Below are 26112 nucleotides of genomic sequence, written 5' to 3'. Positions count from 1 at the left end.
CATGACTACTACCGCGACTATTGGAACGACCATTGCCAGCGACGGTTTTGCCCTCGATCCCGCCGACCGCGAAATGATCCTCGAGGAGCGGGGGCACTATCCCTATCCGCAGGCGGCATGCATCGAGGCGTTGAAGATCGTGCAGAAGCGCCACGGTCACGTGCCGGATGGCGCGATCCCGGCGATCGCCGAAACGCTGGGCATTCGCGTGGCCGACGTCGAGGGCGTGGCGACATTCTACAGCCTGATTTTCCGCCAGCCGGTCGGCCGCCACGTTATCCTGATCTGCGACAGCAGTTCCTGCTTCCTGACCGATTACGAGGAACTGCGTGACGCCTTCACCGAACATCTCGGTATCCAGATGGGGCAGACCACCGCAGACGGCCGCTTCACCCTGCTGCCGGTGTGCTGTCTCGGTGCCTGCGATCGCGGGCCCACGATTCTGATCGGCGAGGATCTGCACGGCCCGGTGACCCCGGGCGAGATCCCCCGGCTGCTGGAGGCGTACGCATGACGTTCAAGAACCTGATGCGGGAGGGCGAGTCATGAGCCGCATTCTGCAATCCGCCGGCGAACGCCGCGCCGAGACCCATCCGCTGACCTGGCGCCTGCACGACGATCAGTCGCCGGTGCTGCTCGAGGAGTATCTCGACACGCAAGGCTACGCCGCGGTCACCAAGGCGCTCGAGCAGCACACCTACGAGTCGCTGACCGAGGAAGTGAAGAGCGCCAATCTTCGCGGCCGTGGCGGCGCCGGGTTCTCCGCCGGGTTCAAGTGGAGCCTGACCATGAAGGGCGAGGGCGTCCCCCGCGGTTACATCGTCTGCAACGCCGACGAGATGGAGCCGGGCACGTTCAAGGATCGCCTGCTGATGGAGCAGCAGCCGCACCTGCTGATCGAGGGCATGATCCTGGCCGGTATCGCCAACCGTGCCAAACAGGGCTACATCTTCCTGCGCGGCGAGTACCATCTGGCTGCCGCCGCGATCCAGCGTGCCCTGGCCGACGCCCGGGCCGATGGCTGGCTGGGTGCGGACGTGCGCGGTAGCGGCTGGGACTTCGATATCGCCCTGCACACCGGTGCCGGTCGCTATATCTGCGGCGAAGAGACCGCGTTGATCAACTCCCTCGAGGGCAAGCGCGCCAATCCTCGCGCCAAACCGCCGTTTCCCGGTCAGTCCGGCGCCTGGGGGCTGCCGACGGTGGTCAACAACGTCGAGACGCTGTGCAACGTGCCGGGTATCGTCAATCACGGTGCCGACTGGTTCCAGGCGCTCTCCGGCGATCTCAGCAGCGACGGCGGCACCAAGCTCTACGGCGTGTCCGGCAAGGTCAACAATCCCGGGCTGTGGGAACTGCCGATGGGCACCACCGGCAATCGGATCCTCGAGCTCGCTGGCGGCATGCGTGACGGCCTGACCCTCAAGAGCTGGCTGCCCGGCGGCGGCAGTACCGGCTTCCTGCTGCCCGAACATCTCGAGCTGGCGCTCGATTTCGACACCATCGGCAAGACCGGCAGCCGCATGGGAACGGGGCTGCTGACCGTGGTCGCCGACAATCAGAGCATGGTCTCGCTGACCCGCAACCTCGAGGAGTTCTTCTCCCGCGAGTCCTGCGGCTGGTGTACGCCGTGCCGCGACGGCCTGCCCTGGAGCGTCAAGCTGCTGCGGGCGCTGGAGGCCGGCGAGGGCGAGGCCGGCGATATCGAGCTGCTGGAGCAGATGGCCCGCGACCTGGGGCCGGGCAAGACCTTCTGCGCGCATGCGCCGGGGGCGGCGATGCCGCTGGCATCCGCGATCCACTATTTCCGTGACGAGTTCGAGCGCGGCATCACCCGACCCAAGGGTGAGGCGCACGCGGACCCGATCCCGGTCGGCAGCGTGTAGGAGGAGTTCGACGCCATGGCCACTATTCACGTCGACGGCAACGACTACGAAGTCGAAGACAGCGACAACCTGCTCCACGCCTGCCTTTCGCTGGGACTGGATATTCCCTATTTCTGCTGGCATCCGGCGATGGGCAGCGTCGGCGCGTGCCGCCAGTGCGCGGTGAAGCAGTACAAGGACGCCGACGATGACCGCGGCATGCTGGTGATGTCGTGCATGGCCCCGGTCAAGGACGACGCCTACATCTCCATCGCCGACGAGGAGGCCAAGGCCTTCCGCGAGACGGTGATCGAGTTCCTGATGGTCAACCATCCCCACGACTGCCCGGTCTGCGAGGAAGGCGGCCACTGCCATCTGCAGGATATGACGGTGATGACCGGTCACGACCGACGCCGTTACCGTTTCCGCAAGCGCACCCATCGCAACCAGAACCTGGGGCCGTTCATCGCCCACGAGATGAACCGCTGCATCACCTGCTATCGCTGTACGCGGTTCTACCAGGATTACGCCGGTGGCGAGGACCTGGGTGCCTTCGGCGCCCATGACAACGTCTACTTCGGTCGCGTCACCGACGGCACCCTGGAGAGCGAGTTCTCCGGCAACCTGACCGAGGTCTGCCCGACCGGCGTATTCACCGACCAGACCCACTCCGATCACTACACCCGCAAGTGGGACCTGCAGTTCGCGCCGAGCGTCTGCCACCAGTGCGCCAGCGGCTGCAACATCAGTCCCGGCGAGCGCTACGGCGACATTCGCCGGATCGAGAATCGCTACAACGGCGACGTCAACGGCTACTTCCTCTGCGACCGCGGCCGGTTCGGCTACGGCTACGTCAACCGCAAGGATCGGCCGACGCGCCCCGAATGCCGGGAGATCGATGGTGAGGCGCGTACGATGGAAGTCGATGAAGCACTCGATCTTGCCGCGGATCGCCTGCGTGGCGCCAGGCGGATCATCGGCATCGGCTCGCCCCGGGCCAGCTTGGAGAGCAACCATCGCCTGCGTCAGTTGGTCGGTGCGGCCAACTTCTCCACCGGTATCGAGGCCGGAGAACTGGCGCGGATCCGACGGATGGAAGCGCTCAACCGAGAGGCGGGGCTGGCCACGCCGAGCCTGTGCGAGATCGAGCAGTGCGACGCGATCCTGGTGCTCGGCGAAGACCTCATCCAGAGCGCCGCCCGTGTCGCGTTGTCGGTGCGTCAGGCGGTGCGCGGCAAGGGCGCGGAGCTGGGCGCCGAGCGCGGCATCCCCGAATGGAACGCCGAGGCGGTGAAGACCATCGCCCAGGACGCCGGCCATCCGCTGTTCCTGGCCACGCCCGATGTCACCAAGCTCGATGGAATCGCCGCTCACGCCGAGCGACTCGCGCCCGACGATATCGCCCGGCTCGGGTTCGCCGTGGCTCATGCCCTGGATTCCACCGCGCCGGCCGTCGACGGCCTCGACGCGGCAATGTCACGGTTGGTCGAACGCATCGCCGATGCCCTGCTGGCGGCGAAGAAGCCGCTGGTCATTGCCGGCGAGTCACTGGGATCGATGGCGATTCTGGAAGCGGCCGGCAACATCGCTCGGGCGCTCGGCCGGCGCCAGCGTTCGGACGCCGGCCTGACCCTCGTTCGCCGCGAGGCCAATAGCGTCGGTCTCGGGTTGCTGGGCGGCGAATCCCTCGATTGGGCGCTGGAACGGCTGGAAACGGGCGACGCCGACGGTGTGGTGATCCTGGAGAACGACCTCTATACCCGGCTGCCGGCGCCACGCGTGGACAGCGCGCTCGGGTGGGCCGCGGCGATCGTCGTGGTCGATCACCAGCGCACGCCGACCTGGGAGCGCGCCAACATCGGCTTGCCTGCGGGCACGTTCGCCGAGAGTGACGGCACCCTGGTCAGCCTAGAAGGCCGCGCGCAGCGGTTCTATCAGGTCTTCGATCCTAGCTATATGCGCCCGGATACCCGGATTCGCGAGAGCTGGCGCTGGCTGCATGCGCTTCACGCCACGCTGGAGCGCCAGCCGGTGGAGACCATCCTGCTCGACGACCTGACCCAGGCCGTCGCCGAGGATGCCCCCGCCCTGGCGCCGCTGCATCAGAACACGCCGGAGGCGATGTTCCGTATCCACGGCCTGAAACTGGCCCGTGAACCCCACCGCTACAGCGGCCGCACCGCGATGCGTGCCGATCTTGACGTCAACGAGCCGCGCGCGCCGATGGATCTCGACACCCCGTTCGCGTTCTCGATGGAGGGTTATGCCGGCTATCGGGAGCCGCGCCGAGAGGTTGCCTTCGCCTGGGCGCCGGGCTGGAACTCCCCGCAGGCCTGGAACAAGTTCCAGGACGAGGTCGGCGGCCATCTTCGCGCCGGCGATCCGGGCAAGCGGCTGTTCACGGCGGCAGCCGCCGGTGGCGACTACTACACCGAGATTCCCGCGGCATTCAAGCCGCGCGAGGGTGAGTGGCAGGTGATCGATCTGCCCCAGCTGTTCGGCGGCGACGACATGTCGCGCCGGGCCGAACCGATCCGCGAGCGCATGACGCCGCCGCAGGTCGCGCTCAACCAGACCGACGCCGCGGAGCTGGGTATCGGCGCCGGCGATGCGGTCTCGATCGCTGTCGATGGCACTCGCTTCAGGCTGCCGGCGAGACTCAGCGCCGGTCTGCCGCCAGGTGTCGTCGGTCTGCCCGCTGGTTCGATCCAGGAAGTCACCGGAGGATTGACGCCAGCTGCCGTGCGCTGGGGAGCGGTCGCGAAAGCGGATCACGATAGCCAGGCGCCGGCCGGGGAGGCGCGCCCATGAATTGGTGGACGCCGCAAGTCGAGGCGACGTTGATCGCCATGGTTCAGGCCGTGGTCATTCTGCTGGCCGTGGTCGTTTCCGGGGCGCTGTTGAGCATGATCGAGCGGCGCCTGCTGGCGCTGTGGCAGGACCGCTACGGCCCCAACCGGGTCGGTCCGTTCGGGCTTTTGCAGATCGCGGCGGACATGCTCAAGATCTTCTTCAAGGAGGACTGGATCCCGCCGTTCGCCGACCGGACCTTCTTCGTGCTGGCGCCGGCGATCGCCATGGCCTCGCTGCTGCTGTCGTTCATGGTGATCCCGATCACGCCCGGCTGGGGGGTGGCGGATCTCAACATCGGCATCCTGTTCTTCTTCGCCATGGCGGGCATCAATGTCTATGCGGTGCTGTTCGCGGGCTGGGCCAGCGGCAACAAGTATGCGCTGCTCGGCGCATTGCGTGCCTCCGCCCAGACGCTCTCCTACGAGGTCTTCATGGGCCTGGCGGTGATGGGCATCGTCGCCATGACCGGCTCGTTCAACATGCGCGATATCGTCAATGCGCAGGAGAACGTCTGGTTCATCGTGCCGCAGTTTTTCGGCTTCTGCACCTTCGTCATCGCCGGTATCGCGGTGACCCACCGCCATCCGTTCGATCAGCCCGAGGCCGAGCAAGAGTTGGCCGACGGCTACCACATCGAATACTCCGGGATGAAATGGGGCATGTTCTTCGTTGGCGAGTATATCGGCATCGTGTTGATCTCGGCGCTACTGGTGACGCTGTTCTTCGGTGGCTGGCACGGGCCGCTGCTGCCGCCAATCGTCTGGTTCCTGCTCAAGACGGTGTTCTTCGTCATCCTGTTCGTGCTGCTGCGCGCGGCGTTGCCGCGGCCGCGCTACGACAAGGTGATGAGCTTCGGCTGGAAGGTGTGTCTGCCGCTGACACTCGTCAATCTATTGATCACCGGGGCGATGATTCTGCTCATCGACCCGGGCGTGTAAGGGAGAGCGACCATGCTGAGTCAGATCCGGAAGATCGTATCCGGCACCGGCACGCAACTGCGCACGCTGTGGATGGTGTTTTCGCACGCCTGGCGCAAGCGCGAGACGCTGCAGTACCCGGAAGAGCAGGTCTACCTGCCGCCGCGCTATCGCGGCCGCATCGTGCTGACCCGCGACCCGGACGGCGAGGAGCGCTGCGTTGCCTGCAACCTGTGCGCCGTGGCCTGTCCGGTGGCGTGCATCTCGTTGCAGAAGGGGGAGAAGGAGGATGGCCGCTGGTATCCGGAGTTCTTCCGCATCAATTTCTCGCGCTGTATTTTCTGCGGGATGTGCGAGGAGGCGTGCCCGACCTCGGCGATCCAGTTGACGCCGGATTTCGAGATGAGCGAATTCCGACGCCAGGAGCTCGTCTACGAGAAGCAGGACCTGCTGATCGATGGCCCGGGCAAGGATCACAACACCAACTTCTATCGCGTGGCCGGCCTGTCGATTGCCGGCAAGGACAAGGGCGAGGCGCAGAACGAGGCCGAGCCGATCGACGTCAAGTCGCTGATGCCGTGAGTGGGAAACGTCAGCCGGTATCGTCGAGAAGGCGGTAGCGGCCAGGAGCCGTTTGCTGGGGGAGAGAGAAGCATGCAAATCGCGTTTTACTTGAGTGGCCTGGTCGCGATTCTCGCCACCCTTCGCGTGGTGACCGGCACCCATCCGGTCCACGCGCTGCTGTATCTGATCGTGTCGCTGATCGCGGTGGCGATGGTGTTCTTCGCCCTCGGCGCACCGTTTGCCGGTGCGCTGGAGATCATTGTCTACGCCGGTGCGATCATGGTGCTGTTCGTGTTCGTGGTGATGATGCTCAACCTCGGCGAGTCGGCGGTGGAACAGGAGCGGGCCTGGCTCCAGCCCAGGGCGTGGATGGGTCCGGCGATACTGACGGCGGTGCTGTTGATCGTGATGGTCGTGACGCTGGCCAGCGGCGACTACGACGGCAGTATCAGCGGCGAGACGTTGACGGCCAAGATGGTGGGCATGTCGCTGTTCGGACCCTACCTGGTCATCGTCGAACTGGCGGCGATGCTGCTGCTGGCGGCGTTGGTGGCGGCGTCTCACCTGGGTCGCAGTGAAGCGCACGATGAAGCCGATCTCGCCCGCGAGCGCCAGCGCGAGCTGAACGAACAGGCTTCCGCCGTGGCGTCAGGCGAGACATCGATCCACACCCGCGAGGAGAGTCGCGATACGCAGGAGGGCAAGGCATGACGGGCATTCCGGTGGAGCATGGCCTGTGGCTGGCGGCGATCCTGTTCGTACTGGGGCTGGCGGGGCTGATGACGCGGCGCAACATGCTGTTCGTGTTGATGAGTCTGGAGATCATGATGAACGCCGCCGGGCTGGCGTTCATTGTCGGTGGCACCCACTGGCAGCAGGCCGACGGTCAGGTCATGTTCCTGATGATCATCACCCTGGCAGCGGCCGAGGCGAGCGTGGGGCTGGCGCTGCTGATGCAGCTCTACCGCCGCTTCAAGACTCTCGATATCGATGCGGCTAGCAGGTTGCGCGGATGACTACTTTTCACGATGTCTTGCTGATACTCACGTTTGTCTTTCCGCTATTGGGTTCGCTGATCCTGGCGCTGTCGTTCGGGCGTCTCTCCGAACGGGCCAGCGCCACCATCGGGGTGGCCTCCATCGGCCTGGCGGCGCTGTGTACTCTGTGGGTCGGGATCGAGTTCTACGACCAGGGCAAGTCGGCCCAGACCTTGACCCTGTGGCACTGGGTCACGGTGGGCGATTTCCGGCCGACCGTGGGGCTGATGCTGGATGGCCTATCGCTGACCCTGCTCGGCGTGATTACCGGCGTCGGTTTCTTCATCCATCTGTTCGCGGCCTGGTACATGCGTGGCGAGGACGGCGTGACCCGCTTCTTCTGCCACATGAACCTGTTCGTATTCAGCATGATCCTGCTAGTGCTGGGGGACAATCTGCTGCTGCTCTACTTCGGCTGGGAAGGAGTGGGTCTCTGCAGCTACCTGCTGATCGGTTACTACTATCGCACCCCCGCCAACGGCTGGGCGGCGTTCAAGGCGTTCATCATTACCCGCACCGGCGATGTCTTCCTCGCCATTGGCATGTTCCTGCTCTACGACCAACTGGGGTCGCTCAATCTGCAGACTCTGCTGGCGCGGGCGCCCGAGATTTGGAGCCAGGGCGGATTGATGCCGCAGCTCACGGCGCTGATGCTGCTCGGTGGCGCGGTGGGCAAGTCGGCGCAGCTGCCGCTGCATACCTGGCTGGCGGACGCCATGGCCGGCCCCACGCCGGTGTCGGCACTGATTCACGCGGCGACCATGGTCACGGCGGGTGTCTACCTGATCGCACGGATGAACGGCATCTTCCTGATGGCACCGGACGTCCTTCTGCTGGTCGGTGTGGTCGGTGCGCTGACGCTGCTGGTGGCAGGCTTCGCAGCGCTGGCGCAGACTGACATCAAGCGAGTGCTGGCCTACTCGACCATGAGCCAGATCGGCTACATGTTCCTGGCGCTGGGCGTCGGCGCGTTCGATGCGGCAATCTTCCACCTGATGATCCACGCCTTCTTCAAGGCGCTGCTGTTCCTCTCCGCCGGTTCGGTGATCATCTGTACCCATCACGAACAGGACATGCGCCGTCTTGGCGGGCTGTGGCGCAAGCTGCCGCTGACCTACGCGGGTTTCATCGTCGGCGGGGCGGCGCTGGCCGCACTGCCACTGGTCACGGCGGGTTTCTACAGCAAGGACGCCATCCTGGTCTCGGCACTCGCTTCCGGTCATGGCGTGCTGATGCTCGCCGGGCTGTTCGGCGCGCTGCTGACCTCGATCTATACCGTGCGGCTGATTCTCGGCACCTTCCACGGTAAGCCCAAGAGCGACAACGCCCGCAGCGCCCATGCCGGCAAGGGGCTGGTGCATGGCACGCCGCTGGTGGTGCTGATCGTGATGTCGACGGCCGTCGGCGCGCAGTTGACCCCGCCGCTGGACGAAGTGCTACCGCCCGGTCCGGTCGCCGAGGGCATGGCGGTCCATATCCTCGAATTCACCGCCATGATCGTGGCCGTCGGTGGCGTGCTGTTCGCGGGTTGGCTGTTCAAGCGCCGGCGCGATCTGATTCGCCGTGGCATGGCGGACCCGCGCGGCGCCCGGCTGTGGACGTTCTGGCACAACGCCTGGGGTTTCGACACGCTCTACGACTGGCTGTTCGTGCGTCCCTACCAGGGCGTGGTCAGGGTCAACCGGGGCGACTGGATCAACTCGCTGTGCAATATCCTGCCGTGGCTGGCACGGGCTTCTCATCAGGGGCTGCGAACGACGCAGACGGGCCTGATGCGTCACTACGCCGTATCGATGGTGCTGGGGGCGACGCTGCTGCTCGTCTTCCTGCTGGTGGGCTGACGGGATGAGCGCAGATACGGTAAGCGGCGTCGAGGCCCCGACGACCCTTGTTCGGGCGCCAACGGAATTCACTCTATCGCGGATGGCTGATTCATGACTCTGGTCTGGCTGATACTGATCCCCTTCATTGGCGGCCTGCTGTGCTGGCAGGCGGAACGCTTTGGCGACCAGGCGCCTCGCTGGATCGCACTGGGCACCATGCTGCTGGAATTGCTGATGGTGCTGGGGCTCTGGGTCAGCAGCGACTTTCAGCTGCCGGCGGAGGGCGCCGCCAGCGCCTGGACGCTGGAGTGGCAGGCGGACTGGATCCCGCGCTTCGGCATTCAGCTGCATCTGGCGATCGACGGCCTGTCGCTGCTGATGATCGCGTTGACCGGCCTGCTCGGTGCCATGGCGGTGGTCTGTTCCTGGAAGGAGATCGTGCGTCGGGTCGGATTCTTCCACCTCAACCTGCTGTGGATCCTGGGCGGGGTGGTCGGGGTCTTTCTCGCCATCGACCTGTTCCTGTTCTTCCTGTTCTGGGAAATGATGCTGGTGCCGATGTACTTCCTGATCGCGCTGTGGGGGCACAGCGGCTCCCAGGGCAGTTCGCGCATCGGTGCCGCGACCAAGTTCTTCATCTACACCCAGGCCAGTGGCCTTTTGATGCTGATCGCCATCCTGGGTCTGGTGTTCGCCCATCACGGGGCGACTGGCGAATACACCTTCGCCTACGCGGATCTGTTGAACACGCCGCTGTCGGAGACCACGGCCTGGTGGTTGATGCTCGGCTTCTTCGTCGCCTTCGCGGTCAAGTTGCCGGTGGTGCCGCTGCACGGCTGGCTGCCGGATGCCCACGCCCAGGCGCCCACCGCCGGTAGCGTCGACCTCGCCGGCATTCTGCTCAAGACGGCGGCCTACGGCATGCTGCGCTTCGCGCTGCCGCTGTTTCCGGAAGCCTCCCAGGCCTTCGCGCCGGTGGCGATGACGCTGGGCCTGATCGGTATCTTCTACGGGGCGATCCTGGCCTGCGGCCAGCAGGACCTGAAACGGCTGATCGCCTATACCAGTATCTCGCACATGGGCTTCGTCTTGATCGGTATCTATGCCGGTACCGAACTGGCGCTGCAGGGCGTGGTGGCGCTGATGGTGGCGCACGCGTTCTCCGCCGCCGGGCTGTTCATCCTCTCCGGACAGCTCTACGAGCGACTGCACACCCGCGACATGCGCCAGATGGGCGGCCTGTGGGGGCGTATCCGCGGCCTGCCGGGCTTCGCACTGGTGTTCGTGGCGGCCTCGCTGGGGCTGCCCGGTACCGCCAATTTCGTCGGTGAGTTCATGGTGATGTTCGGTGCCTTCGGCGTGGCGCCCTGGATCGTGGTCATCGCCAGCGCCGGCCTGATCCTGGCCGCCGTCTACTCGCTGTTCATCATGCAACGGGTCTACTACGGGCCGCCGGCGGAGGAGACGCCGCTGGCCGGCCTCGACCGGCGCGAGACGATACTGCTGTTTGGCATCGTCGCGCTGGTGGTGTTCTTCGGTATCTACCCCCAACCGCTGCTGGATACCTCTGCCAGCGCCATGCAGGTGGTACAGCAGAGCGTTCAGCAAGCCGCAGCGATGACGGGAGGTGCCCAATGAGCGATGTCGTCAATCAAGGTGCCATGATGGCCCTGCTCGCCATATCCCCGCTGATCCTGGTCTGCCTGACCGTGATCGTGGTGATGCTCTCGATCGCCTGGAAGCGCAATCACACCTTGAGCGCCATTCTCACCGCCGTCGGTCTCAACGCGGCGCTGCTGGCGCTGCTGTTCGGCTGGACGCTGGGCACGGTGGACGTCACTTCGGTACTGGTGGTCGACGATCTCTCCCGCTTCGGCGGCGTGCTGGTGCTGATGTCGACGCTGGCCTGCGTCACCCTGGCTCACCACTATCTGGAAGGCTACGAGGGGCCGCGGGACGAGTTCTACCTGCTGCTGACGAGCGCCGCCGCGGGTGGCCTGGTGCTGGTCTCGGCGCGTCACATGACGACACTGTTCTTCGGTATCGAGCTGTTGTCGATGCCGCTGTTCGGGATGCTTGCCTATACCTTCCGGGACCGCGGCGCGCTGGAGAGCGGCATCAAGTACATGGTGCTGTCGGCGGCGGCGACGGCGTTCCTGCTGTTCGGCATGGCGCTGCTCTACGCGGTGACCGGCACGCTGGACTTCGCCGAGCTGGGGGCGGCGCTCTCGACTCGTGGCAGCGACCCCTGGCTGCTGGCCGGGGCCGGCCTGCTATTGGTGGGGCTGGCGTTCAAGCTCTCCATCGTGCCCTTTCACTTGTGGACCCCGGACGTCTATCAGGGTGGCCCCGGGCCGGCGACGACGTTTCTGGCTACCGCCAGCAAGGTGGCGGTGTTCCTGGTGCTGCTGCGGCTGTTCCAGTCGACGCTGGCCTTCCACGAGAACTGGTGGCACGACCTGCTCGGCTTCATCGCCGTGATCACCATGCTGGTGGGTAACCTGCTGGCGCTGACCCAGAACGATCTCAAGCGCCTGCTGGGCTATTCGTCGATCGCCCATTTCGGCTATCTGCTGGTGGCGCTGGTGGTCAACCAGGGCCTGGCGGTCGAGACCGTCGGCATCTACCTGGTCACCTATGTCCTCACCACGCTCGGCGCCTTCGGCGTCGTCACCCTGGTCTCCAGCCCCTACGTCGCCACCGGCGGTACGGCGGATGCGAGCCCGCTGCACCATTATCGGGGCCTGTTCTGGCGTCGGCCCTATCTCACCGCGGTGATGACGGTGTCGATGCTATCGCTGGCGGGGATCCCGTTCACGGCCGGCTTCATCGGCAAGTTCTATATCATCGCCGTCGGTGTCGAGGCGCACCGCTGGTGGCTGGTGGGCAGCGTGGTGGTCGGCAGTGCCATCGGGCTCTACTACTACCTGCGGGTGATGGTGACCCTGTTCCTGCACGAGCCCGGCATGCAGCGCCGCGACGCGACCCACGACTGGGCCGAGCGCGCCGGCGGCATGGTGGTGCTGGGCGTCGCCACACTGGTGATCCTGCTGGGACTCTACCCGACCCCGATGATCAATTGGGTCAATTGGGTCGCGGGGTGACGGCCGCCAGCCGTCGAGCGTCCTGCATCACCGTACGAAAAAGCGCCCGCGACAGGGCGCTTTTTCTTGCTATTCCACCATCCCGCCATCCCGGGTCAGGTGTCGGTGCCACGATCGCTGGCGAGGCCGATGCTGCGACGACAACTGACTGGCAGATGGATGTCCACGGCGATGGGGAGATGATCCGAGAACATCGCCTCCAGCACGCGCGGCTGCTCGGCCTTCAGCGACGCGGAGAGCAGGATATGGTCCAGCGCGCGGCGGGGCTGCCAGGCCGGGTAGCTGAGCTGCGGCTTGAGCGGGTTGAGATCCAGGGCCTTGCAGAACCGGGGGTGCGCCAGCAGTTGTTCCGGCGTGCAGTTGAGATCGCCCATGACCACCACATGGTGCAGCGGCTCGACGATCTCGCCCAGGTAGTCGAGCTGACGCCAGCGCCCGCGCTGGCTGAGTGCCAGGTGTGCGACGAAGACGTGCAGCGCATCCGGCCCTTCGCCGTAGCGGGCGTGAATCGCGCCGCGCCCGCGCATGCCGGGCAGGCGGTGTTCATCCACCTGGTTGGGCGTCAGGCGCGATAGCAGCCCGTTGCTGTGCTGGGCGACGCGACCGAGGTTGCGGTTGAGCTGCTGAAAATGAAAATCGAACGCCGAGCGATGGGCGAGATACTCGACCTGATTGACATGATTGGATCGAAAACTGCCCCCATCGACCTCCTGTAGGCCGACGATATCGTAGGCCGACAGGGTGCTGGCGACGATATCCAGCCGCGAGCTGCGCTTGGGGTGGGGCAGCAGGTGCTGCCAGCTCCGGGTGAAGTAGTGATGATAGGCCGAGGTATGGATGCCGACCTGCAGGTTGCAGGTCAGCAGTTTCAACGTCGACGCGATCTCGCTGGCGGGTGTCGAGACGGCTAGAGACATGGCGTCACTCGCTCTCGGTGCGTTCCTCGCGGACTTTCTCGATCAAGGCGCTGGCAATCTTCGGCATGTTTTCCAGTGAGCCGGCGGAGTCGGGCGTGACCACATAGCGGCCATCGACGATCAAATCCGGTACGCCCATCAGCTGGTAGCCACGCATCTTGGCCGAAGCCTGCTGGATCTCGCTCTTGACGCCGAAGGAGTCGAGCGCCTCGAGGGCTTCATCCTTGCTGACGCCATAGTGGGTGAAGAATTCGGCGATGTCCTCCTTGTCGGTCAGCCGCTTGCCCTGCTTGTGGATGGCGTCCATGAAGTCCTGGCGCATCTCGTGCTCGATGCCCAGCTGCCGGGCTGCGTAGAAAGCGATGGCATGCTGTTCCCAGACCCGACCCAGCGGGGCTGCCATGCGATCGAAGGTGACGTCGTCAGGCAATTGGGCAACCCACTCGTTGAGCGGCTTTTCCAGGGCATAGCAGTGCGGACAGCCGTACCAGAACACTTCGGTGACTTCGATCTGGTCCGCCGGCACCTCGGTTTTCATCGGCTCGTCGACGACCTGATAGTCCTGGCCCTCGACGATGTCCGCCGCCATCACCGCGCCCGAGAACGTCAGCCCGGCCAATAGCGCCACGAAAGACTTGATCATGCGTTACTGCTCCTGAAGGTCGATAAAGTTGTTGTGAAACGGATGTCGAGGAAATCACCGCCAGGCGACGGCGCCTCGGTCGATGGTACGCCACGGCTATTGGAGCCGCGAGGGGCCGCGAGGTTCCCTCGCTAGCCTGCTACCGACCGCTTTCCCTTAGCCTGACAGAAATGGCCGGAAAAGCGTAGGGCACCCAGGCCGTTGTCGGGCGCGGGGAGGTCGACCGCGTTGCCGGAGGCCCGGCCTTGGCGCTCATCCGATGGCCGGCACGCGTGATACACTGCGCGGCGCCACCGTCTCAAGATGATCGAGCCCACCATGACCGCCACGCCCGAGCGCCGCAATTACCAGACCGCGACTTTCCTGATCAGCGCGCCGACGCTGGCCAAATGCCCGTCGGATCGCGGTGTGGAGATCGCTTTCGCCGGTCGTTCCAACGCCGGCAAGTCCAGCGCGATCAACGCACTGACCCAGCAGCGGGCGCTGGCGCGCACCTCGAAGACGCCCGGCCGCACCCAACTGATCAACTTCTTCACCCTGCAGAACGACGAGCAGCTCAGACTGGTCGACCTGCCGGGTTACGGGTACGCCAAGGTGCCGGAAGCGATGAAAAAGGAGTGGCAGGCCCATCTTGCCGATTATCTGCATCGCCGCCGCTCGCTGGCCGGCCTGATCCTGCTGATGGACGTGCGCCATCCACTCAGCGACTTCGACATCCAACTGCTCGAAATGGCCGACGACCGCGAACTGCCGGTTCACATCCTGTTGACCAAGTCCGACAAGCTGAAACAGGGGCCGGCCAAGGCCTCGCTGCAGCAGGTCAAGCAGCGTCTGGCCGAATGGGAAGATCTGGTCAGCGTGCAGCTGTTCTCCGCGCTCAAGCGCCAGGGGCTGGATCAGGCTTATTCCGTGATGGATCGGTGGTTGGCCCGTTGAAGTTCCCTCGGGTTAGCGACTCATTTGAGTTTCCCGCTTACCACTGACCGAGCACTGGCCACCCTTTTGCTCGTTGATGCGAGGGGCAGGCCCCTCGCGCTCCCCTTTTTGACGCCCAGGGCGGCGAAACCCTTCGCGCGCCATCGCTGAGCTCAGGCCGGCGCGAAAGGGCATCCTGCCCAACGCGCCTCTTGCATCATCCATGATGCAAGACCCGGCTCATCGATTCCGCGCGTAGCGCCGCCCTGAACAGGCGTCGAATGGTGGCCGATTCAAGGTTTGTCATGATCTGGTGAGACGAGAATAAGCCATCCGATTGGCACGGTGGCGGGAATCCATTACGGCGGCGTGCCGCCATCCAGTTTAGCGACGATCTCCGGCAGCTCGCGTACGTGCGTCACGCGGTACACCCGTGGCGGCAGTTCGCGTTCGCCCTCGTCCTTGGCGTCGATCCACACCGCATGCATGCCGAGACGCTGGGCCGCCATCACGTCCTCCTCCCAGTTGTCGCCGACGTGCAGGGCGCGATAGGGCTGCGTGCCGAGCCGGGCGACGGCGGTCAGGAACGGACGCGAGTCGGGCTTGGGAGCATGCATCTCACCAGCCAGAATGATCACGTCGAAATGATGCCCTAGACCCAACCGGCGCACGTCTGCGTTACCGTTGGTGATTACACCCAACCGATAGCGCCTCGCCCAGGTCTCGAACATCGGAACGACTTCCTCATAGGGTGTGATGGCGTGACGCAACTCCATATTGTATTCAAATCCAGCTCTCGCCCAGCGCTGCGCGTCCTCGGTCGACAGACCATGCTCGATCAGCAACTCATACATGGCACGTTCGCGAATCCAGCTGTGGTCGCCGCGGCTCAGCGGATAGCGCTGCATCAGCGATGCGCGCAGGGACTGGTAGGCTTCCAGCGGGAAGGCTTCGGCCAGCGGCGTCGCGGTGGGGCCACGGTGGGTGTCGATCTGTTCGGCGAGCCATCGATAATGGGTCGGCTCGGCATGGGCCATGACCGGGCCGTTGTGCCACAGCGTGTCGTCGAGGTCGAAGGTGATGGCGTCAAGCGGCATGGCGAGTGATCCCTAGCGGTTGTCTGAACTCTCGTCCGAGGAGGAAGCCGGCCTGCGCCGTGCCCGGGGATGGGCCTGGTCGTAGACCTCGGCGAGCTGCTGCCAGTCCAGGCGGGTGTAGATCTGCGTCGTCGAGAGATTGGCGTGGCCCAGCAGTTCCTGGACCGCCCGCAGATCCTGGCTGGACTCCAGCAGGTGGCTGGCGAACGAGTGGCGCAGCCGATGCGGATGGAGGTGTTCCGGCAGGCCGCGCTTGCGGGCGGTGTCAGCCAAGCGGACCTGGATCGAACGATGACCCAGGCGACCACCGTGCTGGGCGACGAATAGCGCGGTCTCGCCCTCTCCCGCCAGTGCGCTGCGAAACCCGAGCCAAGTCTGGATGGCTTGCCCGGCGCGTTGGCCCAGCGGTACCTGGCGCGGCTTGCCGCCCTTGCCCACGACCCGAACGTGGCGCTCGTCGAGGCTGGCGAGATCGAGCGCCGCCAGTTCGGCCAGGCGCAGGCCGCAGGAGTAGAACAGCTCCAGCATTGCCTGGTCGCGCACTTCGAGCGGGTCGCCGTCGTGCGGCGTATCCAGAAACCGGCCGAGCAGGTCGACGTCCACCGGACTTGGCAGGTGGCGCGGCTGACGGGGCGCCTGAGTCAGTTGGACCGGGTTGTGATCCAGCTCGCCACGCCTGACCAACTCATCGGCGAAGCGGGACAGCGCGGCGCGTCGCCTCGCCAGGGTCCTCGGCGCCATGCCACGGGTACGCTCATGGGCCAGATAGCGCCGTAGCAACGTGACGTCGAGCTCGCGCCAGGCGTACACGTCCTGTGTTTCGAGATAGCCGATCAGACCGCCGATATCGCGCCGATAGGCATCCACTGTCGCCGGGCTGGCGCGCTGCGCCAGTCGCTTCAGAAAGGCGTCAAGCGCGGCCTGCACGGGGGACCTCGGCACGCCGCAACAATCGGCTGACCACCTCGCCCAGATACTCCGTGAACAGCGTATCCAGGGTGGCCCGGAAGTGCTCTCCATCGTGACTGGCCAGCAGCAGGAAGCCCAACGACTCTCCCTGTGTCAGCCGGGTGATGGCGCAGGAGCCGGATTCCGGCGGGGCGCTGCAGTGCGGAAGCAAGGCCTCCCAGTCCTCCCGGTTGAGAGTGGTGCAGCGGCTGGTCTGTTCGTTGAGCAGCAGTTCCAGACGCTGACGCGCGCTGTCAGTCAATTCGAACCGCGGTGGCTGCCAGGTGGTGGTATCCCGGGGCATGGCGTGGCAGGCCGGTGGCGCTTCGAGCCACAGGCCGATGCCCTGGGTACGGAAGCGTTCGGCCAGCTGCGTCGACAGCGCTTCGGCCAGGGCATCGGCGTTCTCGGCTTCGATCAGGCCCAGTACCAGCTCGCGGGTACGGCGATACTGCGCCTCGTTGTAGCGTGCCGATTCGAGCAGGTTCTCGAGCCGCCACTCCGCGTCCTCGGCCCGGTGGCGCAGGTCGTGCACCAACCGCTCCAGTAGTGATACGGCGCCTGGGATATGCGGGTGCGGTACCTTGAGTTGCTGTAGCAGCCCCTCTCGGCCGACGAAAAAGTCGGTATGTTGTGCCAGCCATTCGGCGACCCGATCGGGATCCAGTGTCTGGCGAGGCTTGGGGACCTGGGCGCGTGACATGCGTTGGTTCTCCTGTGAATCCCTGACGAGGCAGCAGCCTGCCCGTCGTATCTTTTTGTTAGAATTTGCTAGTTCAAGGCTATGCGCCCTTCGAAGACGCGTTCGGCGGGGCCGGTCATGACGATAGGCGTTTCGCCGCCTTTCCACTCGAGTGTCAAGCGACCGCCGCGAAGTTCCACGTCGACGGGGCTTTGCAGCACGCCCCGGCGAATGCCGCAGGCCACCGCCGCGCAGGCGCCGGTGCCGCAGGCCAGTGTTTCGCCGACGCCGCGCTCGTAGACGCGCAGGCGGATGGCGTGGGGTGACTCGATCTGCATGAAGCCGACGTTGACCTGACGCGGGAAGCTCGGGTGGCGCTGCAGCGCCGGGCCGAGCGTCTCGACCGGAGCGCTATTGACCTCCTCGACCTCGATCACCGCATGCGGGTTGCCCATCGAGGCGACGCTGAAGGTGACGGTCCGGCCGTCGATATCGAGATGGTGCGACGCCTCGTCGCGATCGGCGACGAACGGTACGTCCGCCGGTGCGAAGTGGGGGGTGCCCATGTCGACCCGCACCCGGCCGTCGTCATCGACTTTCAGCGACAGCGGCCCGCCCAGGGTCTCGGCCTGGAACTCGCGCTTGTGGGTCAGGCGCTGGTCGATGACGAAGCGGGCGAAGCAGCGTGCACCGTTGCCGCAGTTCTCCACCTCGCCGCCGTCGGCGTTGAAGATCCGGTAGCGGAAATCCATGTCCGGCTTGCGCGGCGGTTCCACCAGCAGCAACTGATCGAAACCGATGCCGAAATGGCGGTCGGCCAGCTGGCGGATCTGGTCGTCCCGCAGGTAGGCGCGCTGGGTGATCAGGTCCACCACCATGAAGTCGTTGCCCAGGCCATGCATCTTGGTGAAGTTCAGCAGCATCAGCTCCCCCCCGGCAGCCGTGACTCCAGCGCCCACAGCGAGTCGAGGCTCTCGCGACGGCGTACCAGATGGCTTCGGTCGCCGTCGACGAGGACTTCGGCGGGGCGGCCACGGCTGTTGTAGTTGGATGCCATGGCGAAACCGTAGGCACCGGCCGAACGCACCGCGAGCAGATCCCCCTCGGCGATTGCCAACTCGCGCTCCTGGCCGAGAAAGTCGCCGCTCTCGCAGATCGGACCGACCACGTCGTAGACGGCGGATTGCCGCGACGGCCGCGCATCGACGCGTTCGATGCGTTGCCATGCCTGGTACAGCGACGGCCGGATCAGATCGTTCATGCCGGCATCCACGATGGCGAAGTTCTTGGTCTCGCCGGGCTTGAGGTACTCGACTCGCGTCAGCATCACGCCAGCGTTGGCGGCGATGGAGCGGCCTGGCTCGAGCAGCAGGGTCAGTTCACGGCCTCGCAGGCGCTCGCGCACCGCGTGAACGAAATCGCCAGCCGCCGGCGGATGTTCATCCTGGTAGGTGACGCCCAGGCCGCCACCGATGTCCAGGTGCTCGATCACGATACCGTGGCCGGCGAGCCGGTCGATCAATGCGAGCAGGCGATCCAGCGCATCGAGATACGGCGAGAGCTCGGTCAACTGCGAGCCGATATGACAATCGAGCCCCATGACCTTGAGGTTCGGCCGTGCGGCGGCCCAGGCGTAGAGATCGAACACCTCTTCCGCTGCCACGCCGAACTTGTTGGCCTTGAGCCCGGTTGAAATGTAGGGATGGGTCTTGGCATCGACGTCCGGATTGACCCGAATCGAGATGTTCGCAACCTGGCCGTGCTCGGTGGCGACACGATCGAGGCGCTCGAGTTCCGGACGCGACTCGACGTTGAAGCACTTGATGCCGACTTCCAGGGCGCGCGCCATCTCGTCGGCCTGCTTGGCGACACCGGAAAAGACGACCTTGGCCGGATCGCCGCCGGCCGCCAGCACCCGCTCCAGCTCGCCGACCGAGACGATGTCGAAGCCGGCACCGAGGCGGGCGAGCACATCGAGCACGGCCAGGTTGGAGTTGGCCTTGAGCGCGTAGCAGACCAGATGCGGCATGTCGCCGAGGGCATCGCTGTAAGCGCGGAAATGTCGGGTCAGGGCGGCGCGGGAGTAGACGTAGCAAGGCGTGCCATACTGCTCGGCCAACTGATCCAGCGCGATGCCTTCGGCGTGCAGCACGCCATCGTGGACGGGGAAAGCGTCGGACGTCACGGCAGCTCCTCGGCGGTCGGCGAGGTGGCTGCCGGCGCCGGGCTTGCCTCAGGCGCTGCCGGCTGGCGACGCTGCGCGTCGGAGCGGCTTTCTCCAGGCGTCTGCTTCGAGGAGGCTGGCTGCGACTGTTCGTAATCCCCTTGCGGATCGTAGGTCTTCGAAGCCTCGCTATCGCCGGGCAGGTAGAGGGGGCCTTTCTGACCGCAACCGGCCAGCGCCAGCAGCATCGCGGCCAAGGCGATGATAAGTGCGTTACGCGACATGACGGCGCTCCTGCAGCGTGGCGAGGGCATCGCGTGCACGCTGGGCGGCGGCGCGAACCTGATCGGGCGCGGTTCCGCCGATATGGTTGCGAGCGGCGACCGAGCCTTCCAGCGTCAGCACCTCGAAAACGTCCCCACCGATCACGTCTGAGAACCGCTTGAGCTCGTCGAGCGACATCTCGGATAGGTCCTTGCCCTGCTCGATACCGTAGGCGACCGCCTTGCCGACGATCTCGTGGGCATCGCGAAACGCGACACCGGCCCTGACCAGATAGTCGGCGAGATCGGTGGCGGTCGAGAAGCCCCGGCGCGCCGCTTCGAGCATGTTGTCCGGCTTGGCTACCAGCGCCGGCGCCATGTCGGCGAAAGCCCGCAGACAACCCTTGACCGTGTCGAGCGTGTCGAACAGCGGCTCCTTGTCCTCCTGATTGTCCTTGTTGTAGGCCAGCGGCTGTGACTTCATCAGTGTCAGCAGGCTCATCAGGTGGCCATAGACACGACCGGTCTTGCCGCGTACCAGCTCGGGCACGTCCGGGTTCTTCTTCTGCGGCATGATCGAGGAGCCGGTGCAGAAACGGTCCGGCAGATCGACGAAATCGAACTGGGCGCTGGCCCACAGCACCATCTCTTCACTCATGCGCGACAGGTGCATCAGCAGAATGCTGGCAAAAGCGGTGAATTCGATGGCGAAGTCGCGATCGCTGACCGTGTCCAGCGAGTTTTCCGACGGGCGCTCGAAGCCCAGCAACTCGGCGGTGACATGACGATCGATGGGGTAGGTCGTACCAGCCAGCGCCGCGGCGCCCAGCGGCAGCACGTTGACTCGCTTGCGGCAGTCGAGCAGGCGCTCGTGATCCCGCGTCAGCATCTCCTGCCACGCCAGCAGGTGGTGGCCGAAGGTCACCGGCTGGGCGGTCTGCAGGTGGGTGAAGCCGGGCATGATGGTGTCCGCTTCGCGGTCGGCCAGCTCGATCAGGCCACTGCGCAGGCGCGAGAGCTCGGCGGCCACGGCATCGATCTCGTCGCGCAGATAGAGCCGGATATCGGTGGCGATCTGGTCGTTGCGCGAGCGCCCGGTATGCAGTTTCTTGCCGGTGATGCCTATCTTGTCGGTCAGCCGCGCTTCGATGTTCATGTGGATGTCTTCGAGCGCGATCGACCATTCGATGTCGCCGCGCTCGATCTCCGTCTCTATGGCATTGAGGCCATCGACGATGAGGTCCCGCTCGTCGTCGGTCAGCACGCCGACCCGGGCCAGCATGGTGGCGTGGGCGATCGAACCGCGAATATCGTGATGATAGAGACGCTTGTCGAACGGGATCGAAGCGGTGAAGGCGGCGACGAATGCATCGGTGGGTTCGCTGAAACGTCCGCCCCAGGATTGGTTGGTTGCCTGCGTCATCGAAAATCGAGCTCTGCGTGGTCTGCGGGTGAAAACTGCGAAACGATTATCCGAGTGTATCAGAGACCGCGTCGGCATAGGACGCTGAAACTCGCGGTCGAAAAGCGGGATGCACGGCCTGTCGCGCTGCGCGCTGCCCGGTTTTTACTCGGTCGGCGACTGCTTTATCATGGGATCCTGAGGTTCGCGCAGACGAACACCCACTTGATGACGAAGCCCGAAGCGCATGCCCTGGCGTTTTGGGGCGTCCATCCGACCCGGAGAACGGCGTGCCCGACGCTAACAGATTGAGAATCGCAACCCGCAGGAGCGCTCTGGCGCTATGGCAGGCCGAACATGTCAAGGCGCTGCTCGAACATCATCATCCGCACCTGAGTATCGAACTGGTGCCGCTGTCCACGCGGGGTGACCAGATCCTCGACACGCCGTTGGCCAAGGTCGGTGGCAAGGCGCTGTTCGTCAAGGAACTCGAGGAGGCGATGCTCGATGGTCGGGCGGATCTGGCCGTGCACTCGATGAAAGACGTGCCGATGCAGTTCCCCGAGGGGCTGGGGCTCTCGGTGATCCTGGAGAGCGGGGCGCCCACCGATGCTTTCGTCTCCAACCACTATGCCGGCGTCGATGGGCTGCCCGAGGGGGCGCGTGTGGGCACTTCCAGCCTGCGCCGCGGCCTGCAGGTCAGCGCGCGCCGGCCGGATCTCGAAGTACTCTCGCTGCGGGGCAACGTCCAGACCCGCCTGGGCAAGCTCGACGCAGGCGATTTCGAGGCGATCATCCTTGCCACGGCCGGGCTGGAGCGGCTCCAACTCGCCGACCGGATCACCGCGGAGCTCACCCCGGAAGAGAGCCTGCCAGCCTGTGGCCAAGGGGCGCTGGGCATCGAGTGTCGCCATGACGATGCGGACCTGGTCTCCCTGCTGGCGCCGCTGGACCACGCCGCGACGGCAACCCGGGTGCGCGCCGAGCGGGCGCTCAATACGCGCCTGGATGGCGGCTGCCAGGTGCCGATCGGCGGCTACGCCGTGCTCGAGAGCGATGGCGATACGCTATGGCTGCGCGGGCTGGTTGGCCATCCGGACGGTTCGACCGTACTGCGCGCCGAGGGCCGGGGATCGGCCATGGAACCCGAGTCGCTGGGCATTCGGGTGGCGGAGGATCTGCTGGCCCAGGGGGCCGGCGAGATCCTCGCCGAGGTCTACGGAGGCGCTGGCAGCGAGTGATGTCAGGCCGCGTACTGCTGACGCGCCCCGGGGAGCGTGGCGAGGTACTGGCGCGGACGCTGGAAGAGAGCGGCTTCGTCACGGCTGCGCTCGATGTCCTGCGCTTCGAACCCGTGGCGCTGTCGGACGTCGGTCGTGCAGCGTTGCTCGATCTCGATCGATTCCACGGTGTCATCGTGGTCAGCCCGCAGGCGGCGACGTGTCTTGCCGAGGCCATTGCGTCATACTGGCCGCAGTTGCCGCAGCGGCTGCGTTTCTATGCCGTCGGCGAAGCCACTGCGGAGAAGCTTCACACGGAATTGGGTGTGCCGGCGGTCATTCCCTCGCGCACGAGCGGCGAACACAGCGAAGCGCTGCTGGAAGTGGCGTCGCTCAGGGCGGTGGCCGGCAAGCGCATGCTGCTGGCTCGTGGCGAGTCAGGTCGCGAGCTCCTGCTGGAACGCCTGCGAGAGCGGGGAGCGAATATCGAGGTCCTGGCGCTCTATCGGCGCCGTTACCGGACGCCCTCGCCGCTCGCGACAGAATGGCTCAAGCACGGTGATTTCGCCGCGCTGGTGGTGACCAGCGGAGAAATATTGCAACATTTGGTCACGTGGTGTGGCCCGGTTGCGTTGAACCAACCGCTAATCGTCTCGAGTCCGCGGTTGGCTACACTGGCGGGGACGTTAGGGTTCGGCTCGCCTCACATGGCGTCGAGCGCCTCTCCCGCGGCATTGGACGCAGAGATTCGCGCGGTGCTCGATCCACGGAGCGCCACCTTCGATCAGGGTGATCACGAAAAAGGCTAGCGATAGATGAGCAAGCAGAGCAAAGATCAGCAACCGCAGTCGGCACCGGCTTCCGATGGCGAGCAGACATCGGACGGCCAGCCCAAGTCGACCGGGCAGGATTCGAAGGCGACGTCGTCCGAGGCATCCAACACGGGCAATGACCGGACGCCATCATCCGCCGGTTCGCCAGGCAAGGCCGGTTCGACCGATCCGATCAAGCCCTATGTCGCTCAGCCAGTCTCCGCCGACGGTGCGACCGGCAAGCCGGGAACCGTGAGCGACTCGTCTTCGACCGATGTGACCGGCAAGAGGGATACCGACGGCAAGTCGCAATCGGCGGGCAAGTCCAAGGCGGGGTCTGGGCGGGAAGCCGGAGCCTCGGCGTCGAGCGCTACCCCGCCGCCGACATCCGGCGCCGCCGCGCAGCCCAAACCCGCGAACGGTAACTCCGGTCACGCTGGCAAAACGTCCTCGGGTGACGGTCAGCCACCAGCGGGCAGTGGTGCGACCTCGGGTGGCGGCAAGCGCGGCACTGGCGGCAAGTTGGGTCTGCTGGCCCTGATACTGGTGATTCTGCTGGCGATCGTCGTGGCATTCGTCGGCTACCGGGGATGGCAGAAACTGCAGGCACAGCAGGCGCAGTTGAGTCAAATCGGCACCAATAGTACCACTCTCGATCAACTCGAATCGAAAGTCGGCGAGCTCGATCAGAGTCGCCAGCAGAACCTGAAGATGATGCGTGGCGAGTTCGATCAGTATCGCCAGAATCTCGACAATACGCTGGACAAGGTGCTCAAGGAGCTGGCCCAGCAGCAGCAGGCCGACCCGCGCGAGTGGCTGCATGCCGAGGCCGAATATCTGCTGCGTCTGGCCAATCAGCGGCTTCAGCTCGAACGTGACGTCAAGGGCGCCAAGGCGCTGTTGAAGGCGGCAGACGACCGGCTTCGGGAGGCGGACAACCCGGCACTGGTACCGATTCGTCGCGCCATCCAGTCCGAACTGGCATCGCTCGATTCGGTGTCGGTCATCGATCGCACCGGCCTTTACCTGGCGCTGATGGCGCAGCAGGAGCAGCTGGCGCGACTGCCGCTCAAACAGGATATCGAAGAGATCGCGGCCGGCAAGGGCGATGCCCAGCCGACCGGCGGATGGCGCCAGCAACTGGCAACGCTGGGTCGCGAACTCAAGGATCTGGTGACCGTGCGACGACATGATCAGCCGCTGGAGGCCTTGATCACGCCACAACAGGAGTCCTATCTGCGCCAGAACGTGCGGTTGCTGCTGGAGCAGGCGCAACTGGCACTGCTGAAGTCCGAGCCCGAGCTCTATCAGGCCAGCCTCGGCAAGGCGACGGAACTGGTCGAGGGCTATTACGCCACCGACAACGACGGTGTGGCCAAGTCGATCGACAAGCTGAAAAGCCTGCGTGACAACGATGTGCGCCCGGACCTGCCGGACATCAGCGAATCCTCGCAGCTGCTCAAGCGCTTCATCGAGCAACGCTTCGACAACGGCAGCGGGAACCAGCAAGGTTCGCAGGGCAGCGGTTCGCGAAGCGGTAGCGCGAACCAAGGGTCGGCACAGGGAGAGGGCGCATGAGGAAGCTGATCCTGCTGATCGTCTTCGGTCTGGCGGTCGGCGCTCTGTTCGGGCAGTTGATGCAATCGCTGCCGGGCTACTGGTTCATTCGTGTCGGTGACACTTCCGTCCAGACCTCGTTCTGGTTCGGCTGCGTCCTGTTGCTGGCGGCCTTTCTGGTGCTGCATTTCCTGCTACGGGCCCTGACGCGGCTGCGTCGTCCCGTGAGCCGGCTCAAGGTATGGAACAGCCGTACCCGCCACCGTACCGCGATGAAGCGCACCGTCCGCGGGTTGGTGGCTCTGGCGGAAGGTCGCTGGAAGCGTGCCGAGAAGTCACTCACCAAGGCGGCCGACGATTCCGGCACGCCGCTGGTCAACTATCTCTCCGCGGCGCTGGCGGCGCATTACCAGGGGCGCTATGAGCAGGCGGACGTTCTGCTCAAGCGCGCCCATCACAGCACCGAGGGTGCGGATACGGCGGTCGGTCTGGTGCAGGCGCAGTTGATGCTGGATCGTCAGCAGTTCGAAGAAGCGTTGGCGACGTTGACGCGCCTGGAACAGCAACTGCCGGAACATCCCCAGGTACTCAAGCTGCTCAAGCAGGCCTATCTCAGCGTCAACGACTGGGACGGCATGCGTCGTCTGCTGCCGCGTCTCGACAAGCACCGTCTGATTACCGAAGACGAGCGTCGGGCACTCGACCAGCGGGTCTATCGCGAGCTGCTGGTGCAGGCTGCGCAACAGGAGGACAACTTGCCGCGCGTTCGCTCGTTGTGGGCCGACATGCCGGACAATCTGCGCGGCGATGTCGAACTGGTCGGGCTTTACGCCGAAGCGTTGATCAAGGGGGGGGAAGAGGGCGACGCCGAACGCCTGCTGCGTAATTCGCTCAAGGAGCATTGGGACACCCGTCTGGTGCTGCGCTACGGTCTGCTCAACGTCGATGCGGCGCGCCAGTTGGTATACGCCGAGAAGTGGCTTCAAGAGCGGCCCAACGATCCCGATCTGTTGCTGACGCTGGGCCGCCTGTCGCTGCGCAATGCCTACTGGGGCAAGGCGCAGGAGTACTTCGAAGCGAGCCAGCGCCAGCGTCCGAGTGGCGTCGTTTGCGCCGAGCTGGCGAGGCTCTACGCCAATCTTGGCGACCACAGCAAGAGCCAGCTCTACTATCGTCAAAGCGTGACGCTGCTGGACAAGTCGCTACCCGCGCTGCCGCAGCCCAGCGACATGACGCGCTGATCTCGGCCTTCGACCGGTTGCTCTCCTCGGCGCCTGCGGGCGCCTTTTTTGTGGCCACCGGGAAATTGCCCTCGGCGACGTCTCGAGG

The 26112-nt window shown here is 65.2% G+C and carries 24 protein-coding genes; 15 read left to right on the top strand and 9 right to left on the bottom strand.

Annotated elements, in window-relative coordinates:
* The first annotated feature begins 1 nt into the window (after position 1).
* The 10 genes from nuoE (at position 2) to nuoN (ending at position 12163) form a co-directional block, all read left to right on the top strand.
* Complete coding sequence (gene nuoE, locus F0A16_RS14310; protein ID WP_149436082.1) at positions 2-514, top strand: NADH-quinone oxidoreductase subunit NuoE; 513 nt, start codon at positions 2-4, stop codon at positions 512-514.
* A gap of 31 nt (positions 515-545) precedes the next feature.
* On the top strand, positions 546-1886 hold the full coding sequence (gene nuoF, locus F0A16_RS14305) for an NADH-quinone oxidoreductase subunit NuoF (protein ID WP_149436081.1): 1341 nt from the start codon (positions 546-548) through the stop codon (positions 1884-1886).
* A gap of 15 nt (positions 1887-1901) precedes the next feature.
* Positions 1902-4676 (top strand): NADH-quinone oxidoreductase subunit NuoG, encoded by a 2775-nt coding sequence (nuoG, locus tag F0A16_RS14300; RefSeq protein ID WP_149436080.1) that lies wholly within the window; start codon positions 1902-1904, stop codon positions 4674-4676.
* Positions 4673-5656, top strand: a complete 984-nt coding sequence (gene nuoH / locus F0A16_RS14295; protein WP_149436079.1) for an NADH-quinone oxidoreductase subunit NuoH — start codon at positions 4673-4675, stop codon at positions 5654-5656. The genes nuoG and nuoH overlap by 4 nt, the downstream gene beginning before the upstream one ends.
* Positions 5657-5668: 12 nt before the next feature.
* Positions 5669-6217, top strand: coding sequence for an NADH-quinone oxidoreductase subunit NuoI (gene nuoI / locus F0A16_RS14290; protein WP_110707131.1), 549 nt, complete (start codon positions 5669-5671; stop codon positions 6215-6217).
* A gap of 72 nt (positions 6218-6289) precedes the next feature.
* Positions 6290-6910 (top strand): NADH-quinone oxidoreductase subunit J, encoded by a 621-nt coding sequence (nuoJ, locus tag F0A16_RS14285; RefSeq protein ID WP_149436078.1) that lies wholly within the window; start codon positions 6290-6292, stop codon positions 6908-6910.
* Entirely contained in the window at positions 6907-7215 is a 309-nt protein-coding gene (nuoK, locus tag F0A16_RS14280) for an NADH-quinone oxidoreductase subunit NuoK (protein ID WP_110597770.1), read from the top strand. The genes nuoJ and nuoK overlap by 4 nt, the downstream gene beginning before the upstream one ends.
* The gene (gene nuoL, locus F0A16_RS14275; protein ID WP_149436077.1) at positions 7212-9077 is read left to right on the top strand and encodes an NADH-quinone oxidoreductase subunit L; all 1866 of its coding nucleotides are present in this window, start codon (positions 7212-7214) and stop codon (positions 9075-9077) included. The genes nuoK and nuoL overlap by 4 nt, the downstream gene beginning before the upstream one ends.
* Before the next feature lie 93 nt (positions 9078-9170).
* Complete coding sequence (gene nuoM, locus F0A16_RS14270; protein ID WP_149436076.1) at positions 9171-10697, top strand: NADH-quinone oxidoreductase subunit M; 1527 nt, start codon at positions 9171-9173, stop codon at positions 10695-10697.
* Positions 10694-12163 (top strand): NADH-quinone oxidoreductase subunit NuoN, encoded by a 1470-nt coding sequence (nuoN, locus tag F0A16_RS14265; protein ID WP_239023841.1) that lies wholly within the window; start codon positions 10694-10696, stop codon positions 12161-12163. The genes nuoM and nuoN overlap by 4 nt, the downstream gene beginning before the upstream one ends.
* Positions 12164-12258: 95 nt before the next feature.
* Here nuoN and F0A16_RS14260 read toward each other — a convergent pair whose 3' ends face one another.
* Positions 12259-13080: an endonuclease/exonuclease/phosphatase family protein gene (locus F0A16_RS14260; RefSeq protein WP_149436075.1), complete on the bottom strand. Its 822-nt coding sequence runs from the start codon at positions 13078-13080 to the stop codon at positions 12259-12261.
* A gap of 4 nt (positions 13081-13084) precedes the next feature.
* Positions 13085-13723 (bottom strand): thiol:disulfide interchange protein DsbA/DsbL, encoded by a 639-nt coding sequence (locus tag F0A16_RS14255; RefSeq protein ID WP_149436074.1) that lies wholly within the window; start codon positions 13721-13723, stop codon positions 13085-13087.
* Between the two features lie 303 nt (positions 13724-14026).
* Between F0A16_RS14255 and yihA the strand changes: the two genes are divergently transcribed.
* Positions 14027-14659: a ribosome biogenesis GTP-binding protein YihA/YsxC gene (gene yihA, locus F0A16_RS14250; protein ID WP_149436073.1), complete on the top strand. Its 633-nt coding sequence runs from the start codon at positions 14027-14029 to the stop codon at positions 14657-14659.
* 338 nt (positions 14660-14997) lie between these two features.
* On the opposite strand, the gene F0A16_RS14245 is transcribed toward yihA, so the two are convergent.
* The 7 genes from F0A16_RS14245 to argH form a co-directional block, all read right to left on the bottom strand.
* Positions 14998-15735: an HAD family hydrolase gene (locus F0A16_RS14245; protein ID WP_149436072.1), complete on the bottom strand. Its 738-nt coding sequence runs from the start codon at positions 15733-15735 to the stop codon at positions 14998-15000.
* Positions 15736-15747: 12 nt separating this feature from the next.
* Positions 15748-16662 carry a tyrosine recombinase XerC gene (locus tag F0A16_RS14240; RefSeq protein ID WP_239023839.1) on the bottom strand — a complete coding sequence of 305 codons (915 nt, stop codon included), beginning with the start codon at positions 16660-16662 and terminating at the stop codon, positions 15748-15750.
* On the bottom strand, positions 16646-17386 hold the full coding sequence (locus tag F0A16_RS14235) for a DUF484 family protein (RefSeq protein ID WP_149436070.1): 741 nt from the start codon (positions 17384-17386) through the stop codon (positions 16646-16648). The genes F0A16_RS14240 and F0A16_RS14235 overlap by 17 nt, the downstream gene beginning before the upstream one ends.
* A 68-nt stretch (positions 17387-17454) precedes the next feature.
* Positions 17455-18288: a diaminopimelate epimerase gene (gene dapF, locus F0A16_RS14230; protein WP_149436069.1), complete on the bottom strand. Its 834-nt coding sequence runs from the start codon at positions 18286-18288 to the stop codon at positions 17455-17457.
* Positions 18288-19550 carry a diaminopimelate decarboxylase gene (lysA, locus tag F0A16_RS14225; RefSeq protein WP_149436068.1) on the bottom strand — a complete coding sequence of 421 codons (1263 nt, stop codon included), beginning with the start codon at positions 19548-19550 and terminating at the stop codon, positions 18288-18290. Before lysA ends, dapF begins: the two co-directional genes overlap by 1 nt.
* Complete coding sequence (gene lptM / locus F0A16_RS14220; protein ID WP_149436067.1) at positions 19547-19813, bottom strand: LPS translocon maturation chaperone LptM; 267 nt, start codon at positions 19811-19813, stop codon at positions 19547-19549. The genes lysA and lptM overlap by 4 nt, the downstream gene beginning before the upstream one ends.
* A complete protein-coding gene (gene argH / locus F0A16_RS14215) occupies positions 19803-21215 on the bottom strand; it encodes an argininosuccinate lyase (RefSeq protein WP_149436066.1) in 1413 nt (470 codons plus the stop codon). The genes lptM and argH overlap by 11 nt, the downstream gene beginning before the upstream one ends.
* Positions 21216-21484: 269 nt before the next feature.
* On the opposite strand from argH, the gene hemC reads away from it, so the two are divergent.
* Genes hemC through F0A16_RS14195 form a run of 4 tightly spaced genes read left to right on the top strand, consistent with a single transcriptional unit; the run spans position 21485 to position 26024 of the window.
* Positions 21485-22435: a hydroxymethylbilane synthase gene (hemC, locus tag F0A16_RS14210; protein ID WP_149436065.1), complete on the top strand. Its 951-nt coding sequence runs from the start codon at positions 21485-21487 to the stop codon at positions 22433-22435.
* On the top strand, positions 22435-23223 hold the full coding sequence (locus F0A16_RS14205; RefSeq protein ID WP_149436213.1) for a uroporphyrinogen-III synthase: 789 nt from the start codon (positions 22435-22437) through the stop codon (positions 23221-23223). The genes hemC and F0A16_RS14205 overlap by 1 nt, the downstream gene beginning before the upstream one ends.
* A 6-nt stretch (positions 23224-23229) precedes the next feature.
* A complete protein-coding gene (locus tag F0A16_RS14200; protein ID WP_149436064.1) occupies positions 23230-24804 on the top strand; it encodes a uroporphyrinogen-III C-methyltransferase in 1575 nt (524 codons plus the stop codon).
* A complete protein-coding gene (locus F0A16_RS14195) occupies positions 24801-26024 on the top strand; it encodes a heme biosynthesis protein HemY (RefSeq protein WP_149436063.1) in 1224 nt (407 codons plus the stop codon). The genes F0A16_RS14200 and F0A16_RS14195 overlap by 4 nt, the downstream gene beginning before the upstream one ends.
* Positions 26025-26112 lie beyond the last annotated feature (88 nt).

The sequence above is a fragment of the Salinicola corii genome, from assembly GCF_008298015.1.
GTDB lineage: Bacteria > Pseudomonadota > Gammaproteobacteria > Pseudomonadales > Halomonadaceae > Salinicola > Salinicola corii.
Note: the sequence above shows the minus strand (reverse complement) of the source record. Positions and strands in the feature narration are given on the sequence as shown.

What these genes read in the sequence shown, in the direction of transcription:
- nuoE (WP_149436082.1), top strand. Translation starts at nt 2, where the DNA reads ATGACTACTACCGCGACTATTGGAACGACCATTGCCAGCGACGGTTTT.
- nuoF (WP_149436081.1), top strand. Translation starts at nt 546, where the DNA reads ATGAGCCGCATTCTGCAATCCGCCGGCGAACGCCGCGCCGAGACCCAT.
- nuoG (WP_149436080.1), top strand. Translation starts at nt 1,902, where the DNA reads ATGGCCACTATTCACGTCGACGGCAACGACTACGAAGTCGAAGACAGC.
- nuoH (WP_149436079.1), top strand. Translation starts at nt 4,673, where the DNA reads ATGAATTGGTGGACGCCGCAAGTCGAGGCGACGTTGATCGCCATGGTT.
- nuoI (WP_110707131.1), top strand. Translation starts at nt 5,669, where the DNA reads ATGCTGAGTCAGATCCGGAAGATCGTATCCGGCACCGGCACGCAACTG.
- nuoJ (WP_149436078.1), top strand. Translation starts at nt 6,290, where the DNA reads ATGCAAATCGCGTTTTACTTGAGTGGCCTGGTCGCGATTCTCGCCACC.
- nuoK (WP_110597770.1), top strand. Translation starts at nt 6,907, where the DNA reads ATGACGGGCATTCCGGTGGAGCATGGCCTGTGGCTGGCGGCGATCCTG.
- nuoL (WP_149436077.1), top strand. Translation starts at nt 7,212, where the DNA reads ATGACTACTTTTCACGATGTCTTGCTGATACTCACGTTTGTCTTTCCG.
- nuoM (WP_149436076.1), top strand. Translation starts at nt 9,171, where the DNA reads ATGACTCTGGTCTGGCTGATACTGATCCCCTTCATTGGCGGCCTGCTG.
- nuoN (WP_239023841.1), top strand. Translation starts at nt 10,694, where the DNA reads ATGAGCGATGTCGTCAATCAAGGTGCCATGATGGCCCTGCTCGCCATA.
- F0A16_RS14260 (WP_149436075.1), bottom strand. Translation starts at nt 13,080, where the DNA reads ATGTCTCTAGCCGTCTCGACACCCGCCAGCGAGATCGCGTCGACGTTG.
- F0A16_RS14255 (WP_149436074.1), bottom strand. Translation starts at nt 13,723, where the DNA reads ATGATCAAGTCTTTCGTGGCGCTATTGGCCGGGCTGACGTTCTCGGGC.
- yihA (WP_149436073.1), top strand. Translation starts at nt 14,027, where the DNA reads ATGATCGAGCCCACCATGACCGCCACGCCCGAGCGCCGCAATTACCAG.
- F0A16_RS14245 (WP_149436072.1), bottom strand. Translation starts at nt 15,735, where the DNA reads ATGCCGCTTGACGCCATCACCTTCGACCTCGACGACACGCTGTGGCAC.
- F0A16_RS14235 (WP_149436070.1), bottom strand. Translation starts at nt 17,386, where the DNA reads ATGTCACGCGCCCAGGTCCCCAAGCCTCGCCAGACACTGGATCCCGAT.
- dapF (WP_149436069.1), bottom strand. Translation starts at nt 18,288, where the DNA reads ATGCTGCTGAACTTCACCAAGATGCATGGCCTGGGCAACGACTTCATG.
- lptM (WP_149436067.1), bottom strand. Translation starts at nt 19,813, where the DNA reads ATGTCGCGTAACGCACTTATCATCGCCTTGGCCGCGATGCTGCTGGCG.
- argH (WP_149436066.1), bottom strand. Translation starts at nt 21,215, where the DNA reads ATGACGCAGGCAACCAACCAATCCTGGGGCGGACGTTTCAGCGAACCC.
- F0A16_RS14205 (WP_149436213.1), top strand. Translation starts at nt 22,435, where the DNA reads ATGTCAGGCCGCGTACTGCTGACGCGCCCCGGGGAGCGTGGCGAGGTA.
- F0A16_RS14200 (WP_149436064.1), top strand. Translation starts at nt 23,230, where the DNA reads ATGAGCAAGCAGAGCAAAGATCAGCAACCGCAGTCGGCACCGGCTTCC.
- F0A16_RS14195 (WP_149436063.1), top strand. Translation starts at nt 24,801, where the DNA reads ATGAGGAAGCTGATCCTGCTGATCGTCTTCGGTCTGGCGGTCGGCGCT.